This window comes from Pseudomonas syringae group sp. J248-6 (assembly GCF_032586995.1).
Taxonomy (GTDB): domain Bacteria; phylum Pseudomonadota; class Gammaproteobacteria; order Pseudomonadales; family Pseudomonadaceae; genus Aquipseudomonas; species Aquipseudomonas amygdali.
The window spans coordinates 45,898-59,652 of the sequence record NZ_JAWHOP010000017.1 but is presented as its reverse complement, the minus strand read 5'-3'; the positions used below and the strand labels follow the sequence as shown (position 1 = coordinate 59,652).

Genomic DNA, 13,755 nt, shown 5'->3' with positions numbered 1-13,755 from the left:
ACAGCGGCCAGACAACGGCGGCACACGCAGGCGACAGACGCACTATGCAAGCACTTCACGATAACCCCCTGGATGCCACATCGACCGAACAACGCTGGAGCGTTCGCGCGCTGATTGTCGATGACGATGTGGCCATTCGCGAACTGCTCTGCGATTACCTGACGCGCTTCAATATCAACGCTCGTGGCGTCACCGACGGCACGCAGATGCGTCAGGCATTGACCGATGAAACCTTCGACGTGGTGGTGCTCGACCTGATGCTGCCCGGTGAAGACGGCCTGTCGCTGTGCCGCTGGCTGCGCAGCACCTCGGACATCCCGATTCTGATGCTGACCGCACGCTGCGAACCGACTGACCGGATCATTGGTCTGGAACTGGGTGCCGACGATTACATGGCCAAGCCGTTCGAGCCGCGCGAGCTGGTCGCGCGTATTCAGACCATACTGCGCCGGGTACGCGACGAACGCAGCGATCAGCGCACCACCATTCGCTTTGACGCCTGGCGGCTGAACAGCGTGCTGCGTCAATTGACAGCCGCCGACGGTCTGGTGGTGCCGCTGTCCAACGCCGAGTTCCGTCTGCTGCGCGTATTTCTCGAACGGCCGCACCGGGTGCTGAGCCGTGAACAGTTGCTGGACGCCGCCCGAGGCCGATCGATCGAAGCGTTCGACCGCAGCATCGATTTGCTGGTCTCGCGTTTGCGTCAGAAGCTCGGCGACGATCCAAAGAACCCGCAGTTGATCAAGACTGTGCGCGGTGAAGGCTATTTGTTCGATGCCAGGGAGCTGGGTTGATCCGCCGGTTCGACACGCTGTTTGCGCGCCTTTTCGGGGGCGCACTGCTGGCTATTCTGCTGGCGCATTTACTGGCTTTCATCTGGTTCACCCAATACGGCATGCGCCCTCCACCTGATGACCGCCCCGACGCGCAGCATTCGCAGGATGATCAAGGGCGACGTCATCGACCGCCACCGGGTGGCCCGCTGGTGCTGCTGTTCTTTCAGTTCGTCACCCTCATTGTTGCCGCATGGTATGGCGCCAAGGCACTGAGCCGCCCGGTACAGCGCCTGAGCGAGGCCGCCGAGCGCCTCAGTGAAGACCTGGACAGCCCGCCCCTTGAAATAAGCGGCCCGCAGGAAGCACGCCAGGCCGCGCAGACCTTCAACCTCATGCAGCGCAAGATCCGCGAACAGATGCAGCAGCGCGGGCGCATGCTGGCTGCGGTATCCCATGACCTGCGCACGCCCCTTTCGCGGCTCAAGCTGCGTGTTGAACAGATCGAAGAGCCAAGGCTGCATGGCCAGATGACACAGGACCTCAACGACATGATCAGCATGCTCGACGCCACGCTTGCCTACCTCAATGAACATCGGCGCAGCGAAGCGTTGCAGCAGTTCGACCTGCAGGCGCTGATCGAATCCCAGGCCGAGAATGCGCAGGACAATGGCGACGATGTGCAGTACCAAGGCCAGTGCAAGCCGCTCAGAACACAACCGATGGCACTGCGCTCGTGCCTGCAGAACCTGGTCGACAACGCGCTGCGCTATGCCGGTAGCGTCCATATCGTGATCGAGGACAGCGCCGAACGCGTACGCGTATCGGTCGTTGATCACGGACCGGGCATTGCCCCTGAATTTCACGAAGCGGTGTTTGAGCCGTTCTATCGCCTGGAAGGTTCGCGCAACCGCAACTCCGGCGGCATCGGCATGGGCATGAGCATCGCCCGTGAGGCTGCGCGAAGAATCGGCGGCGAGCTGACGCTTGCGCAAACACCGGGTGGCGGCCTGACCGCGATACTGAACCTGCCGCGCCTCTGACGCAGTCTGTATCACGCCGCGTACAAATCTTAAATCTCCAGGACAACTGACGCCCCGAGGCTGCAAAAGCCGGTACACCGCTACCGGACACATTTATCTCAGGGGAGTGAGACTCATGATCAACGGGATCAGCAGCAGCTTTTCCAGCTATACCAGTTCGACCAGCGCAACCACCAGCACCAACAGCAAGAAGTTTCAGGAAGAGTTGCTGGCAAAACTGGACACCGATGGCGACGGCAGCATCGGCAAGGATGAGCTGAGTTCAGCCCTATCGTCGGACAGCAAGGATGGCATTACTGTCAGCCTGAGCAAGACGTTCAGCGATCTGGACAGCAATGACGACGACAGCCTGGATGCCGATGAACTGGCCGCCATGACGCCGCCACCGCCGCCGCCCATGCAGTCGGTCGATGAGCAGGCAGAAGACCTGCTCGGCTCGCTGGACAGCGATGGCGATGGCGCGATCAGCAGCGACGAACTGACCACCGGCCTGAGCAATTCGGGCAGCACGGCGAACAGCAACCAGGTGTTCGATGCACTGGACACTGACGAAGACGGCACAGTCAGCCTTGAAGAACTGGTCGCCGGTATGCAACCGCAACAGCCCCCTGCCGGTATGCCGCCTGCGCAAATGAGCACCTCCGGCAGCACTGACAGCGCCAACCTGTTCAGTACGCTGGACAGCGATAGCAACGACAGTATCAGCGCCTCCGAGTTGTCTGCCGCGTTGAAACAGAGTGACAACACCATTGATCAGGGCAACACCAACCAGATTGCCACTCAGGCCTTGAACAAGATGATCGCCGCACTCAGCGAAAAATATGACACCCAGAGCAGTAAGCCAGTCGGTAAGTACTTGGACACCGCTGCGTAAAGCGAGGCTCCGCCGCCCGTCCTGGTGCGGCGGAAACTTTCGCCGTCAGCGGCTGCTGCGGGCACGCTCGCTGCCAACCCAGTCAGTCAGCAGGCTATAGGCTACCGCCAGCAGGGTCGGGCCGATGAACAGGCCGATAAAACCAAACGCCAGCAGACCACCAAATACCCCCAGCAACACGATCACCAGCGGCAGGTTGCCGCCCCGACTGATCAGGTAAGGCTTGAGCACGTTATCGACACCGCTGATGACGAACATGCCCCAGATACCTAGAAATATCGCCATGCCGTATTCGCCCTGCCAGACCAGCCAGGCAGTCGCAGGCAACCAGACCAGCGGCGGGCCCATCGGAATAAGGCTGAACAGGAAAGTAAGAATACCCAGTACCAGCGCGCCGGGAATGCCCGCAATCAGAAAGCCGATCAGCGCCAGCAATGCCTGTGCCGCCGCCGTGCCTATCACCCCGTTGACCACTCGTTGTACCGTACCGGCCACCAGGTCCAGATAGTACTGGGCACGATCACCGATCAGACGCTCAAGCAGGCTGAGCACGAAGGCCGCCAGACGCGGGCCATCGCGGTAGAAAAAGAACGCGAAGACGATGCTCAGGGTCAGCTCAAGGATGCCGCCACCTATCTGTGCACTGCGCGCCAGCAGCCAGTTGCCGACCTCCCCCAGATAAGGCTTGACGGTATTCATCAGCGCCGCGCCCTGCTGATCGATGGTGGTCCAGAACCCCACCAGTCGCTCGCCCACCAATGGAACCCCTGCCAACCATTGCGGCGGATCGGGCAGCCCGTCCACCTGGATATCCTTGATCAGCGCCGTGGCATCACGCACATGATCAGCAAGATTGAACCCCAGCCAGACCAGCGGAGCCGCCACCAGCAACATCCAGCACAGGCTCATGACCAAAGCGGCCAGCGATTCGCGACCGTTGAACCAGCGTGTCAGCAGGCGCATCAGCGGCCAGCTGGCAAACGCCAGTACCGCGCCCCAGATCAGTGCCGACCAGAAAGGTGCCATCACCCAGAGGCAGGCACCGAATAGCGCCAGCAGCAGAATCTGCACCAGTAAACGATCATTGTTGAACATGCGGCATCCACTTATAGGCTCGGAGGTCACGAGCATAAGGCTGAACAAGGCTGAGGTCAGCTATTGTTCTCCATAACCTTGCGCATCAGGGTTAGCGGATGACCTCGATCACCAGCCCCTTGCTATCGGCAGCGCCCGCTTCCAGACGCGCAGCGCGCACGCCCTTGGCCACCAGAGCGTCGCGCCATGCACTTGCACTGGGGCCGGAGACGGTTGCGCGCAGCGTGCTGTCCAGATTCAGACCGCGGGAAATCAGCGTGACCCAGGCTTCCTGTGGCTCGCCGCTCAGCCTGGGCAGCTCCAGCTTGCCCGTGCTTTTCAGTTGGCGCAGCAACGTGGCCGAGGTTGGCAGCAGTTCGCCCAGCGGCGCGGCGGATTCAAACTGCTCGACATGCAAGTAAGCCCTACGGTTGCCGCGGGTGATGCTGTATAGCGCGACCAGGGTTTCGCTCCGGGGCTCGGCCAGACGCAACAGCAGGTACGCCTGCCGGTCGTCCGCGCCATACAGCTTGGCATTACCGAACACCTCGTTGGCCCACAGACTGCTTTCTCCGCAGTCACGCGCCTGGCACCAGAACAACAATTCTGCACCCTGCTGCTGCAAGGCTTCACGCGCGGCGGTAAAGGCGTCGTCGGATGCGTGCTCGGCAGGTAATTGATAAGTAACCGACGTCAGAGTGCCACGCGCACTGACCTGGCCGTCGAAACGCAACTGACCGCTGATCTTGCGGATCGAGCCCATCGGGTAGACACGCTCAAGCTCGGCGGCAGGACGATAGTCTACGATTTCGGTATCGGTCAGACGGGGCAAAATCTCCAGATCACGACTGCCCGGCGCATCGGCAGCGAAAAGGACAGCGCTGAACAGCGACATGCACAACGCCGCAACGGGAACACTTGATAAACGCATGAGTGCTCTCATTGGCAGGCAAGCAGGGGGCTAGAATAAAAAAGATCGCCGACAAGGCGGTCGCGAGAGGCTGCGGATTGATCCATCACGGTTGACTCCTGTTTCAACCCGCTCAGCGTCGGCAGTTGCCGGTCTCAAGTCAAGAAGCAGCGAAGAAGCGATTGATACAGTGTGCAACAGAATGTGCTCCCTGCTCATCGTTCAGGTGCAAATGATGCCCGCCGACCAGCCGTTCGACGTCAAAGGGCAGCGCTGACAACAGCTCCTGCCTTTGCGCCAGCATGCCATCGGAGGCAATCACCAATTGCGTCGGGCAACGAATGCCGTGAACGAACGCCATGGCCTGTTGATCCGTGAAGCGTATTGCGGAGGGCAAGGTCAGGCGGCTGTCGCTGCGCCAGGTGTAACCACCCGGCACCGGCATCAAGCCTCGCTGAGCCAGCAGCTCGGCCGCCTCGCGACTGACCGCCACCACGCCTTTCATCCGCGCCTGAATGGCTCGATCCTGATCCTGATAAACCGGTTTTTTCTTGTTCGCCAGTTCGAGTTGCGCCTGCATGGCGGCACCCATTCGCTCGGCGGCGGATTCGGCCTTGCCCGTCAATGGCAGCAGACCGTCGATCAGCGCCAGGCGCGTGACCCGCTCGGGTAGCGAACTTGCCAGCAACACAGAAATGATCGCGCCCAGCGAGTGCCCCAGCAGGGCAAAGCGCTGCCAGCCAAGTTGCTCGGCGACGCGCAGCACGTCGAATGCATAATCAGCCAGTGCATAGGACGAGCCTGCTGGTCGGTGATCAGAATGACCGTGCCCCGCCAGGTCCAGCGCCACCACCCGTACCCCCTCAAGACGTGGTGCGAGCCGGGCGAAACTGTTGGCGTTGTCGAGCCAGCCGTGCAGCGCGATAACCGGCTGACCGTCCTCGGGGCCGTACAGATGAGCCGCCAGCTCGATATGCCCCAGGCTCAGGCGCACTTCCTCCACCGCAAGCGTCATGCACTGGCCCTGGAGGCACTGCGGGCATTCCAGCGTGCAAACAGCGTCTTGAGCAGCAACGCCGTTTCGTCCGGTCGTTCAAGTGGAAACATGTGCCCTCCGGGCATGGACAGGTATTCGCCTTCGCGCATGCGTCGGGCAAGGTAACCATGATGAGGCATGATCACCCGGCTGTGTTGGCCACGCACCATGGCCAGCGGCACCTTGAGCTGCCGCGATGGTATCGGGCTGGTGTGAGGAATGCTGCGGTAAATACTAATCTCCGTCGCCGGGTCAAAGCGCAGACGCAGTTGCTCGCCATCCTGCTGCAGGCCGTGTTCAAGGTAAGCGGTCAGGCAGTCGGGATCGAAACGGCGAAACAGGGTCTTGCTGGCAAAGTAGGCGCGGGCTGCATCCAGATCGGCAAATGCCTCGCGACGCCCCAGTGTGCGGCCCGCTGGCGTGATGCGGTCAATGAAACCCAGCCGTTTGGCTGCGCGGATGAACAACTGATCAGCCAGGCCCAGCACCGGCGAATCCAGCATCACCACACCACGATAAAGTTGCGGACAGCGCAGCGCGGCATGCAGGTGCAGAACCCCACCCAGCGAGTGCCCCACACCCCATACCGGGCCGGGCTGCTCACGCAGATGATGGATCAGCTCATCGACCAGGTTCAGCCAGTTGTCATCCACCGGAAAGCGCGGGTCGTGAGCATGCTGATCAAGGTGCGTGACGGCATATTCCGGTGCCAACGCGCAGAACAGCTTTCCATAGGTAGCCGATGGAAAACCGTTGGCGTGAGCGAAGAACACGGGTTGCGACATACCGATACTTCCAGAGGCCGTACGAGTCGCAATTGTGCGCAGCCGCTTCAAGCAACAGCAATGACTGGAACTGCCATCGCAGATGGCACTCCGGCCATCCACAAATCAGGCGCATGAACTCAGCGGGCAGGCGGCTCCTGGCCATGCGGCACAACCGCCACGGTCAGACGCGATATGCAGCTCAGCTTGCCCTCTTCAGTACTGATGCGGATGTCCCATACATGAGTGGTACGGCCGATGTGCACGGGACGCACAACACCGGTTACCCGTCCGGTACGCACACCGCGCAGATGGTTGGCGTTGACCTCTAGCCCGACGCAGAAATACTTGCTCGGGTCGACAATCAGGTAACTGGCCATCGATCCCAGAGACTCGGCAAGCACCACGGATGCACCGCCATGCAGCAGCCCGAAAGGCTGATGGGTACGCTGATCGACCACCATGCTGGCCGTCAGGGAATCATCCGTGAACGATTCGAAGCGAATATCCAGCACCTCGCCAATGGTGTTTTTCTGAGCCGCCATAAGGGCTTCGATATCAGGAGCCTGACGCCATACACTCATGTTAAATCCTTTTTCAAAGAGAGCCGCGTTCGCGGTGATTCATTGCTCGAACAGACCGTTTCAAACGTGTCGAACGCTGTTGAGCTGCATTGCGCCAGCCAACACGAACTCGCCTTCCAGCTCGGCCAGACTGGCGGTACTCATGGGCTCGGCCTGTTGCGGACTGCCGTGCGCCAGTACGCCGATCAATTCGCCCACCAGGGGTTGATGACTGACCAGCAGCACTTCACCGACGCCCAGCTTGTCCAACTGGAGCAACACCTCACGCGGGCTGCTGTCCGGCGTCAGCCAGGGCACCGTCACCACCGGATCATTGAACCCCAGCGACTGGCGTACCAACTCGGCAGTCTGCTGTGCACGAACATAGGGGCTGGCGATGATCCGTCGCACCGCCTTGTCAGTCAGGTGTACTGCACTTTTGAGCACCTCCTCACGCCCGTGTGCGGTCAGCTCGCGTTCGGCATCACTGCGCGCCCGCGACTGCGCTTCGCCATGACGCAATACCCAGACCTTCACAGTTTTGGCTCTTCGTTACGCACCGGATGCGGCGCTGGCGGAACATGATGAGCCGCCTCGCCTTCAGCAGCGCGCGGCGCTGGCCAGTCGGCGAAGGGCCAGGGCTTGTGGTCGCTGTGAAACGTCCCGAAACGACCAATCTGGGCCAGGTACTGGCTGATACTGTCGCCGAAACTCATCAGGCCGCCATTCGGCGCGCCATAAATAAGGCGATAAACCAATTGCACCAGCACTACGCCCGCCAGAATGATCTGCGCAACGTGCCATACACCCAGAAACAGCAGCATCCACAGAATGCGCAGCAGGATCGATTCGTTATGCTGGATTTTCGACTCGTTCAAGACATTCTCCCTGATCAGAATGAGGTCAATTAAAGCCGGTAATTGAAATGAAATCGACATCCGTCTTGGGCTCGGCACGCATCAACGCCTCAATGACCTGACTGAGCGTACGGCCTTCAAAAAGAATCGCGTGCAGCCCGGCGACCAACGGCATATAGACCTGCACCTCCTGCGCTTTGACCTTGAGCACCTTGAGCGTGTTCACGCCCTCGGCTACTTCGCCCAGACGAGTAACCGCCTCCTCCAGCGTCAGCCCCTGGCCCAGCGCAAAACCGACCTGATAATTGCGACTTTTGGGAGAGGAGCAAGTGACGATCAGATCGCCCACCCCGGCCAGACCGAGAAAGGTCATCGGGTTGGCACCCTGACTGACCGCAAAACGGGTCATTTCCGCCAGCGCCCGGGTGATCAGCATGCTCTTGGTGTTTTCGCCCATCTCCAGCGCTACGGCCATGCCGGCGATAATTGCGTAGACGTTCTTCAATGCCCCGCCCAGTTCTACACCAAACCGGTCGTTGCTGGCGTAGACCCGAAACGTACGACCGTGCAGCGCGGCCTGGACCTGCTGACACAGCGCCTCGTCTTCGCTGGCAACCACGGTGGCGGTCAACGCATGCTCGGCGATCTCCCGGGCCAGGTTGGGTCCGGACAATACGCCGATACGCGCCTGGGGAACGATCTCTTCGAGGATCTGGCTCATCAATTTGAAGCTCTGCGCTTCAATACCCTTGGTCAGACTGACCAGCATCTTGCCGTTCAGGCGCTCGACATGGGGCGAGAGTACCGAGCGCAGGGCGCTTGAGGGCAGAGCGACGAAAATCAGCTCGCAGGCTTCAAGCGCGGCGGTGATGTCGGTAACCGGCTCGACTTCAGGCCGGACCTTGATGCCCTTGAGATAACGGGGGTTCTCCCGGTTGACGCGAATCGCCTGCGCCTGCTCCGGATCACGCATCCACTGGAGAACCTGATGGCCGTTCTCGGCCAGCAGATTTGCAATGGCAGTACCGAAGCTGCCACCACCAAGAACCGCGACTGGTTGCTGTGTGGTCATAAAACTATCCATCCAGAGCCATTCAAGTGGCGATGCCCGCATTATACGGAGCGCTGCGGTATCGGCCAGCAACAAAGCTGATCTGTCGCACATGCAGGGACTGCCTGCGACAACAAGTTCGCTGGAAACGTGCGCTATCTCGGTTAACATGCGTGCACAGCATGAATTATCGCGACACCCGGCACTGCGCTGCACAGCCGGACCGGGTCGCGACCACCGGGCGAACAGGCATGGACGCATCAATCGAGTCACTAGCGCAAAGCATTGCGCGCAAGGCACGCAGCCGATGAAATTTCGGCACTGGGATATCAATACCCGCACTCAGATCATCAGCCTGGGCCCTGCCCTGTTGCTGACGGCTCTGCTGATCAGTTTTTTCACCTTCGTGCGTATTCAGGACTTGCGTCAGGAGCTCAATCACACCGGGCAGCTCATCGCCAATCAATTGGCTATGGCCGTCGAACCGGGTGTGGCGACAGGCGATATCGACGGGTTGAAGGCGTTGATGCGCGCCACCCTGTCCATGCCCAGCGTTCGCTATGTAGAGATTCAGGACAGCTCCAATACGGCCATGATCTATATAGATCAGCCCCGCGAAAACGAGCAGTTGGCACGGCAGATGGAAATATTCCAGGCCTCTGTCTACCCACAGCGCGCAAAGGCTAACAGTCACCCCGCCACGTCGCCCAAAGGCAATCGCCAGGCACCTGAAAATACGTCGCAGAGCTATCTGGGACGAGTATTGGTCGGGATGTCCAATGAAGCCTTCAGTCGACGGCAACAGGAAATATTGCTCAAGGCCGGTGTTCTGGCGCTGGGCGCGTTGCTGTTCGCTTTTTTGCTGGCCCGCGGCCTGGCCTTGAGCCTGTCCAGACCTGTCAAGGAAATGGGCGAAGCCCTCAAGGCCATTCAGCAGGGCGACTACCATGTGCCCCTGCCGGTCAGCGACGATGCCGAGTTAGGCGCACTGGCGCGGCACATCAACAATCTGGCAGAGAACCTGCACCGCACCAGCCTTGAACAGCAGCGCTCGGTGGCGCAGTTGATCCAGACACGTGAGGAAGCCGAGCAGGCCAACCGTGCCAAGTCAGATTTCCTGGCAATGATGAGTCACGAGTTGCGCACCCCCATGAACGGCGTGCTGGGCATGCTGCAACTGATGGAAACCACGCGCATGACCGCTGAGCAAAGCGAGTATGCGACGCTGGCGACCGAGTCAACCGAGCATCTGCTACGGGTCATCAACGACATTCTCGATTTTTCCCGCATTGAACGCGATGCCCTGCAAATGGAAGGCATAGCGTTCAATCTGGCCGAACTGGTCAGTGCCTCGACCCATGCGTTCAACCACAGCGCACTGCAACGCAAGCTGCTACTGGAACTGCACATTCAGCCTGGGCTGGAAACAGTGACCGTCACAGGCGACCCGACCCGGATCAGGCAGATCCTGGTGAATCTGATCGGCAACGCACTTAAATTTACCGAGCAAGGCAAGGTCAGCGTTGTCGCCCAATGGGCGATGCTCGACAACGACCAGCTGCACTTTACCTGTGCCGTGCATGACAGCGGCATTGGTATCGACGCTGAGCGACTGGAGTCGATGTTCGATGCGTTCAAGCAGGCCGACAGCTCGATTTCCAGGCGCTATGGCGGCACAGGGTTGGGACTGCCGATTGCCCGTACCCTTGCCGAACGCATGGGCGGCACGTTGCGTGCCGAGAGCCAGGAGGGTTCGGGTTCTGTGTTCACGCTGCAGATTCCCCTGCCCGTTTCACGCGATGTTTCGGTGGATATCGCCAAGCCGCTGTCGGTACTCGATGCACATGGCAAGGAGCGCAGCATATTGCTGGTCGAGGACAACCCGGTGAACCGCACCGTGGTGCAGGCCATGTTGCGTAATCTGGGTTGCGAAGTCGACGTGGCGGTGGATGGCGCCGAAGCGGTGATGAAGGCAAGCGCGGGAAACCACGCACTGATCCTCATGGATTGCCGACTGCCGGTTATGGACGGCTATGAAGCCACACGTAGAATCAGGCAACTTTCCGGCCTGGAACGAATCCCAATCATTGCCCTGACTGCCAATGCACTGCAGGGTGATCGGGACGCGTGTTTACAGGCAGGTATGGATGATTACCTGGCGAAACCTTTCAAACACGCTGATTTACAGCAGGTTTTACACCGTTGGCTGCCCTTTGACGCACCTGTGACTGGCGATAAATGTTAAATTGCGGCAGTCTTGGCACGCAAATCAGCCAGCAAAATCGGCTGAATGACAAAATTCAGTGAACAGGTGTACCTTGATTTCACCTGAGCTGTGACTTTCATTACAACGCAACAGTCTATGAGTAGGCTGCCGGACAGGGTCCTGGCGAATTGGTACGACAGGACCAGCGTTCTAGCCAGTGACGCCACAACCTGCCGCACGAGATTATTGAGGAGCTCGCATGACCAAACAACACGCCTTTACCCGGGAAGACCTGCTGCGCTGCAGTCGTGGCGAGCTGTTCGGCCCAGGTAATGCGCAACTGCCCGCCCCCAACATGCTGATGGTTGATCGCATCACACACATCAGCGACGAAGGTGGCAAGTTCAGCAAGGGTGAATTGGTCGCCGAACTGGATATCAACCCGGACCTGTGGTTTTTTGCCTGCCACTTTGAAGGTGATCCGGTGATGCCAGGATGCCTGGGCCTTGACGCCATGTGGCAACTGGTTGGTTTCTATCTTGGCTGGCAGGGTAACCCCGGCCGTGGCCGCGCCCTGGGTTCGGGCGAGGTGAAGTTTTTCGGCCAGGTGCTGCCTACCGCCAAAAAAGTCACCTACAACATTCATATCAAGCGCGTCCTGAAAGGCAAACTGAACCTGGCCATTGCCGACGGCTCAGTGAGTGTCGACGGTCGTGAAATCTATACCGCCGAAGGCCTTCGGGTCGGCGTGTTTACTTCCACTGAAAATTTCTAAGGGTACTCGCATGCGCCGCGTCGTTATCACTGGTCTGGGTATTGTTTCCTGCTTGGGCAATGACAAAGACACCGTCACCGCTAACCTGCGTGCTAACCGCCCTGGCATCCGCTTCAACCCGGAATATGCCGAAATGGGTCTGCGCAGCCAGGTTTCCGGCTCCATCGACCTGAATCTGGAAGAGCTGATCGATCGCAAGATCTTTCGCTTCGTCGGTCATGCGGCAGCTTATGCCTACCTGGCGATGAAAGACGCAATCACCGATTCGGGTCTTACCGAGGAACAGGTTTCCAACGTGCGTACCGGCCTGATCGCTGGCAGCGGCGGCGCATCGACCCTGAACCAGATGGAAGCGCTGGATACCCTGCGCGAAAAAGGCGTCAAGCGCGTCGGTCCTTACCGTGTCACGCGGACCATGGGCAGCACCGTTTCGGCCTGCCTCGCCACGCCGTTCAAGATCAAGGGCGTGAACTACTCAATTTCGTCCGCCTGTGCCACCAGCGCTCACTGCATCGGCAACGCTGTCGAGCAGATCCAGCTGGGCAAACAGGACATCGTCTTTGCCGGTGGCGGCGAAGAAGAGCACTGGAGCCAGTCGTTCCTGTTCGACGCAATGGGCGCGCTGTCCACTCAGTATAACGAGACGCCGGAAAAAGCCTCCCGTGCCTACGACGCCAAGCGTGACGGTTTCGTCATTGCCGGTGGCGGCGGCATGGTTGTCGTCGAAGAGCTGGAACACGCTCTGGCACGCGGCGCGAAAATCTATGCTGAAATCGTCGGCTACGGTGCTACATCCGACGGCTACGACATGGTTGCGCCAAGCGGTGAAGGTGCAATTCGCTGCATGCAGATGGCTCTGGGTGATATCAACTCCGGCGACATTGACTACATCAACACCCACGGCACCTCGACCCCGGTCGGCGACGCCAAGGAAATGGAAGGCGTGCGCGAAGTATTCGGCGCCAACGCTCCGGCGATCAGCTCCACCAAGAGCCTGTCGGGCCACTCGCTGGGTGCCGCCGGTGTTCACGAAGCGATCTATTGCCTGCTGATGATGGAAAACAACTTCATAGCAGGTTCGGCCAACATCGACGAGCTGGACCCGGTGGTTGCCGACATGCCTATCCTGCTCAAGACCCAGGAAGATGCGAAGATCGACCTGGTCATGAGCAACAGCTTCGGCTTCGGTGGCACCAACGCTACGCTGGTGTTGAAGCGCTGGGCGGGCAAGTAATACTGCTTTTGCGACAAACAAAAAGGCGCCTTTCGAGGCGCCTTTTTTGTGAACAGGCCAAAGTGGCTGTTGTTCTCCGGTGTACCTGCAGGAACGATGGATCTTCAGAACACCTATCGTTTCTCACGCTCCAGTGCGGGAATGCAGTTCACGACGCTCTGCGTCGCAAGAGGACGCAGAGCGTCCAGACCGGCATGCCCACGCGGAGCATGGGCACGAGGATGCTCTGCGGTGTGCCTGCAGGAACGATGGATCTTCAGAACACCCCTCGTTTCTCATACTCCAGCGTGGGCACGATGATGCTCTGCGGTGTGCCTGCAGGAACAATGGATCTTCAGAACACCTATCGTTTCTCACGCTCCAGTGCGGGAATGCAGTTCACGACGCTCTGCGTCGCAAGAGGACGCAGAGCGTCCAGACCGGCATGCCCACGCGGAGCATGGGCACGATAGTGTTCTTCGGTACATCTGCAGGAACGATAAATCTTCAGAACACCGCTCGTTCCTCACGCTCCAGCGTGGGAATGCAGTTCACGACGCTCTGCGTCGCAAGAGGACGCAGAGCGTCCAGACCGGCATGCCCACGCGGAGCATGG

15 protein-coding genes are annotated in these 13,755 nt (G+C 59.7%); 7 read left to right on the top strand and 8 right to left on the bottom strand.

All coding sequences use genetic code 11. The annotated features are described in order from the left end of the window. Positions 1 to 44 precede the first annotated feature (44 nt). The 3 genes from RYC17_RS20145 to xopAW all read left to right on the top strand — a co-directional run bounded on the left by RYC17_RS20145 (position 45) and on the right by xopAW (position 2,690). Positions 45 to 794, top strand: a complete 750-nt coding sequence (locus tag RYC17_RS20145; RefSeq protein ID WP_122258728.1) for a response regulator — start codon at positions 45 to 47, stop codon at positions 792 to 794. Beyond that, complete coding sequence (locus RYC17_RS20140) at positions 791 to 1,816, top strand: sensor histidine kinase (RefSeq protein WP_058400478.1); 1,026 nt, start codon at positions 791 to 793, stop codon at positions 1,814 to 1,816. The genes RYC17_RS20145 and RYC17_RS20140 overlap by 4 nt, the downstream gene beginning before the upstream one ends. 115 nt (positions 1,817 to 1,931) lie before the next feature. Beyond that, entirely contained in the window at positions 1,932 to 2,690 is a 759-nt protein-coding gene (gene xopAW, locus RYC17_RS20135) for an EF-hand domain-containing protein (RefSeq protein WP_122281924.1), read from the top strand. Between the two features lie 45 nt (positions 2,691 to 2,735). Here the strand turns inward: xopAW and RYC17_RS20130 are convergent, their stop codons facing one another. The 8 genes from RYC17_RS20130 to RYC17_RS20095 all read right to left on the bottom strand — a co-directional run bounded on the left by RYC17_RS20130 (position 2,736) and on the right by RYC17_RS20095 (position 8,966). Next, a complete protein-coding gene (locus tag RYC17_RS20130; protein WP_058400476.1) occupies positions 2,736 to 3,785 on the bottom strand; it encodes an AI-2E family transporter in 1,050 nt (349 codons plus the stop codon). A gap of 91 nt (positions 3,786 to 3,876) precedes the next feature. Further along, entirely contained in the window at positions 3,877 to 4,695 is an 819-nt protein-coding gene (locus RYC17_RS20125) for a DUF4892 domain-containing protein (RefSeq protein ID WP_193601380.1), read from the bottom strand. A gap of 139 nt (positions 4,696 to 4,834) precedes the next feature. Next, the gene (locus tag RYC17_RS20120; protein WP_122281922.1) at positions 4,835 to 5,689 is read right to left on the bottom strand and encodes an alpha/beta fold hydrolase; all 855 of its coding nucleotides are present in this window, start codon (positions 5,687 to 5,689) and stop codon (positions 4,835 to 4,837) included. Continuing rightward, positions 5,686 to 6,495 (bottom strand): alpha/beta fold hydrolase, encoded by an 810-nt coding sequence (locus RYC17_RS20115; RefSeq protein WP_057403337.1) that lies wholly within the window; start codon positions 6,493 to 6,495, stop codon positions 5,686 to 5,688. The genes RYC17_RS20120 and RYC17_RS20115 overlap by 4 nt, the downstream gene beginning before the upstream one ends. Positions 6,496 to 6,614: 119 nt before the next feature. Then, the gene (locus tag RYC17_RS20110; RefSeq protein WP_004664705.1) at positions 6,615 to 7,058 is read right to left on the bottom strand and encodes a hotdog fold thioesterase; all 444 of its coding nucleotides are present in this window, start codon (positions 7,056 to 7,058) and stop codon (positions 6,615 to 6,617) included. Between the two features lie 60 nt (positions 7,059 to 7,118). Next, positions 7,119 to 7,574, bottom strand: coding sequence for a phosphohistidine phosphatase SixA (sixA, locus tag RYC17_RS20105; protein ID WP_230018229.1), 456 nt, complete (start codon positions 7,572 to 7,574; stop codon positions 7,119 to 7,121). After that, positions 7,571 to 7,915: a DUF4389 domain-containing protein gene (locus tag RYC17_RS20100; RefSeq protein ID WP_316904218.1), complete on the bottom strand. Its 345-nt coding sequence runs from the start codon at positions 7,913 to 7,915 to the stop codon at positions 7,571 to 7,573. Before RYC17_RS20100 ends, sixA begins: the two co-directional genes overlap by 4 nt. 25 nt (positions 7,916 to 7,940) lie before the next feature. Further along, positions 7,941 to 8,966 carry an NAD(P)H-dependent glycerol-3-phosphate dehydrogenase gene (locus RYC17_RS20095; RefSeq protein ID WP_230018227.1) on the bottom strand — a complete coding sequence of 342 codons (1,026 nt, stop codon included), beginning with the start codon at positions 8,964 to 8,966 and terminating at the stop codon, positions 7,941 to 7,943. A 161-nt stretch (positions 8,967 to 9,127) separates the two neighbouring features. Here RYC17_RS20095 and RYC17_RS20090 point away from each other — a divergent pair, with 161 nt between their 5' ends. From RYC17_RS20090 to fabB, 4 genes are all read left to right on the top strand, one after another. After that, a complete protein-coding gene (locus RYC17_RS20090; RefSeq protein WP_268257619.1) occupies positions 9,128 to 9,256 on the top strand; it encodes a hypothetical protein in 129 nt (42 codons plus the stop codon). Next, positions 9,253 to 11,190, top strand: a complete 1,938-nt coding sequence (locus RYC17_RS20085; RefSeq protein WP_219171249.1) for an ATP-binding protein — start codon at positions 9,253 to 9,255, stop codon at positions 11,188 to 11,190. The genes RYC17_RS20090 and RYC17_RS20085 overlap by 4 nt, the downstream gene beginning before the upstream one ends. Before the next feature lie 220 nt (positions 11,191 to 11,410). Next, positions 11,411 to 11,926: a 3-hydroxyacyl-[acyl-carrier-protein] dehydratase FabA gene (fabA, locus tag RYC17_RS20080; RefSeq protein ID WP_002552989.1), complete on the top strand. Its 516-nt coding sequence runs from the start codon at positions 11,411 to 11,413 to the stop codon at positions 11,924 to 11,926. Between the two features lie 10 nt (positions 11,927 to 11,936). Further along, positions 11,937 to 13,160, top strand: a complete 1,224-nt coding sequence (gene fabB, locus RYC17_RS20075) for a beta-ketoacyl-ACP synthase I (RefSeq protein WP_058400468.1) — start codon at positions 11,937 to 11,939, stop codon at positions 13,158 to 13,160. The last annotated feature ends 595 nt before the right edge of the window (positions 13,161 to 13,755 follow it).

Bases quoted from the DNA above. Each gene is read 5' to 3' on its own strand.
- RYC17_RS20145 (WP_122258728.1), top strand. From the start codon at position 45: ATGCAAGCACTTCACGATAACCCCCTGGATGCCACATCGACCGAACAA.
- xopAW (WP_122281924.1), top strand. From the start codon at position 1,932: ATGATCAACGGGATCAGCAGCAGCTTTTCCAGCTATACCAGTTCGACC.
- RYC17_RS20130 (WP_058400476.1), bottom strand. From the start codon at position 3,785: ATGTTCAACAATGATCGTTTACTGGTGCAGATTCTGCTGCTGGCGCTA.
- RYC17_RS20125 (WP_193601380.1), bottom strand. From the start codon at position 4,695: ATGCGTTTATCAAGTGTTCCCGTTGCGGCGTTGTGCATGTCGCTGTTC.
- RYC17_RS20120 (WP_122281922.1), bottom strand. From the start codon at position 5,689: ATGACGCTTGCGGTGGAGGAAGTGCGCCTGAGCCTGGGGCATATCGAG.
- RYC17_RS20115 (WP_057403337.1), bottom strand. From the start codon at position 6,495: ATGTCGCAACCCGTGTTCTTCGCTCACGCCAACGGTTTTCCATCGGCT.
- RYC17_RS20110 (WP_004664705.1), bottom strand. From the start codon at position 7,058: ATGAGTGTATGGCGTCAGGCTCCTGATATCGAAGCCCTTATGGCGGCT.
- RYC17_RS20095 (WP_230018227.1), bottom strand. From the start codon at position 8,966: ATGACCACACAGCAACCAGTCGCGGTTCTTGGTGGTGGCAGCTTCGGT.
- RYC17_RS20090 (WP_268257619.1), top strand. From the start codon at position 9,128: ATGAATTATCGCGACACCCGGCACTGCGCTGCACAGCCGGACCGGGTC.
- RYC17_RS20085 (WP_219171249.1), top strand. From the start codon at position 9,253: ATGAAATTTCGGCACTGGGATATCAATACCCGCACTCAGATCATCAGC.
- fabA (WP_002552989.1), top strand. From the start codon at position 11,411: ATGACCAAACAACACGCCTTTACCCGGGAAGACCTGCTGCGCTGCAGT.
- fabB (WP_058400468.1), top strand. From the start codon at position 11,937: ATGCGCCGCGTCGTTATCACTGGTCTGGGTATTGTTTCCTGCTTGGGC.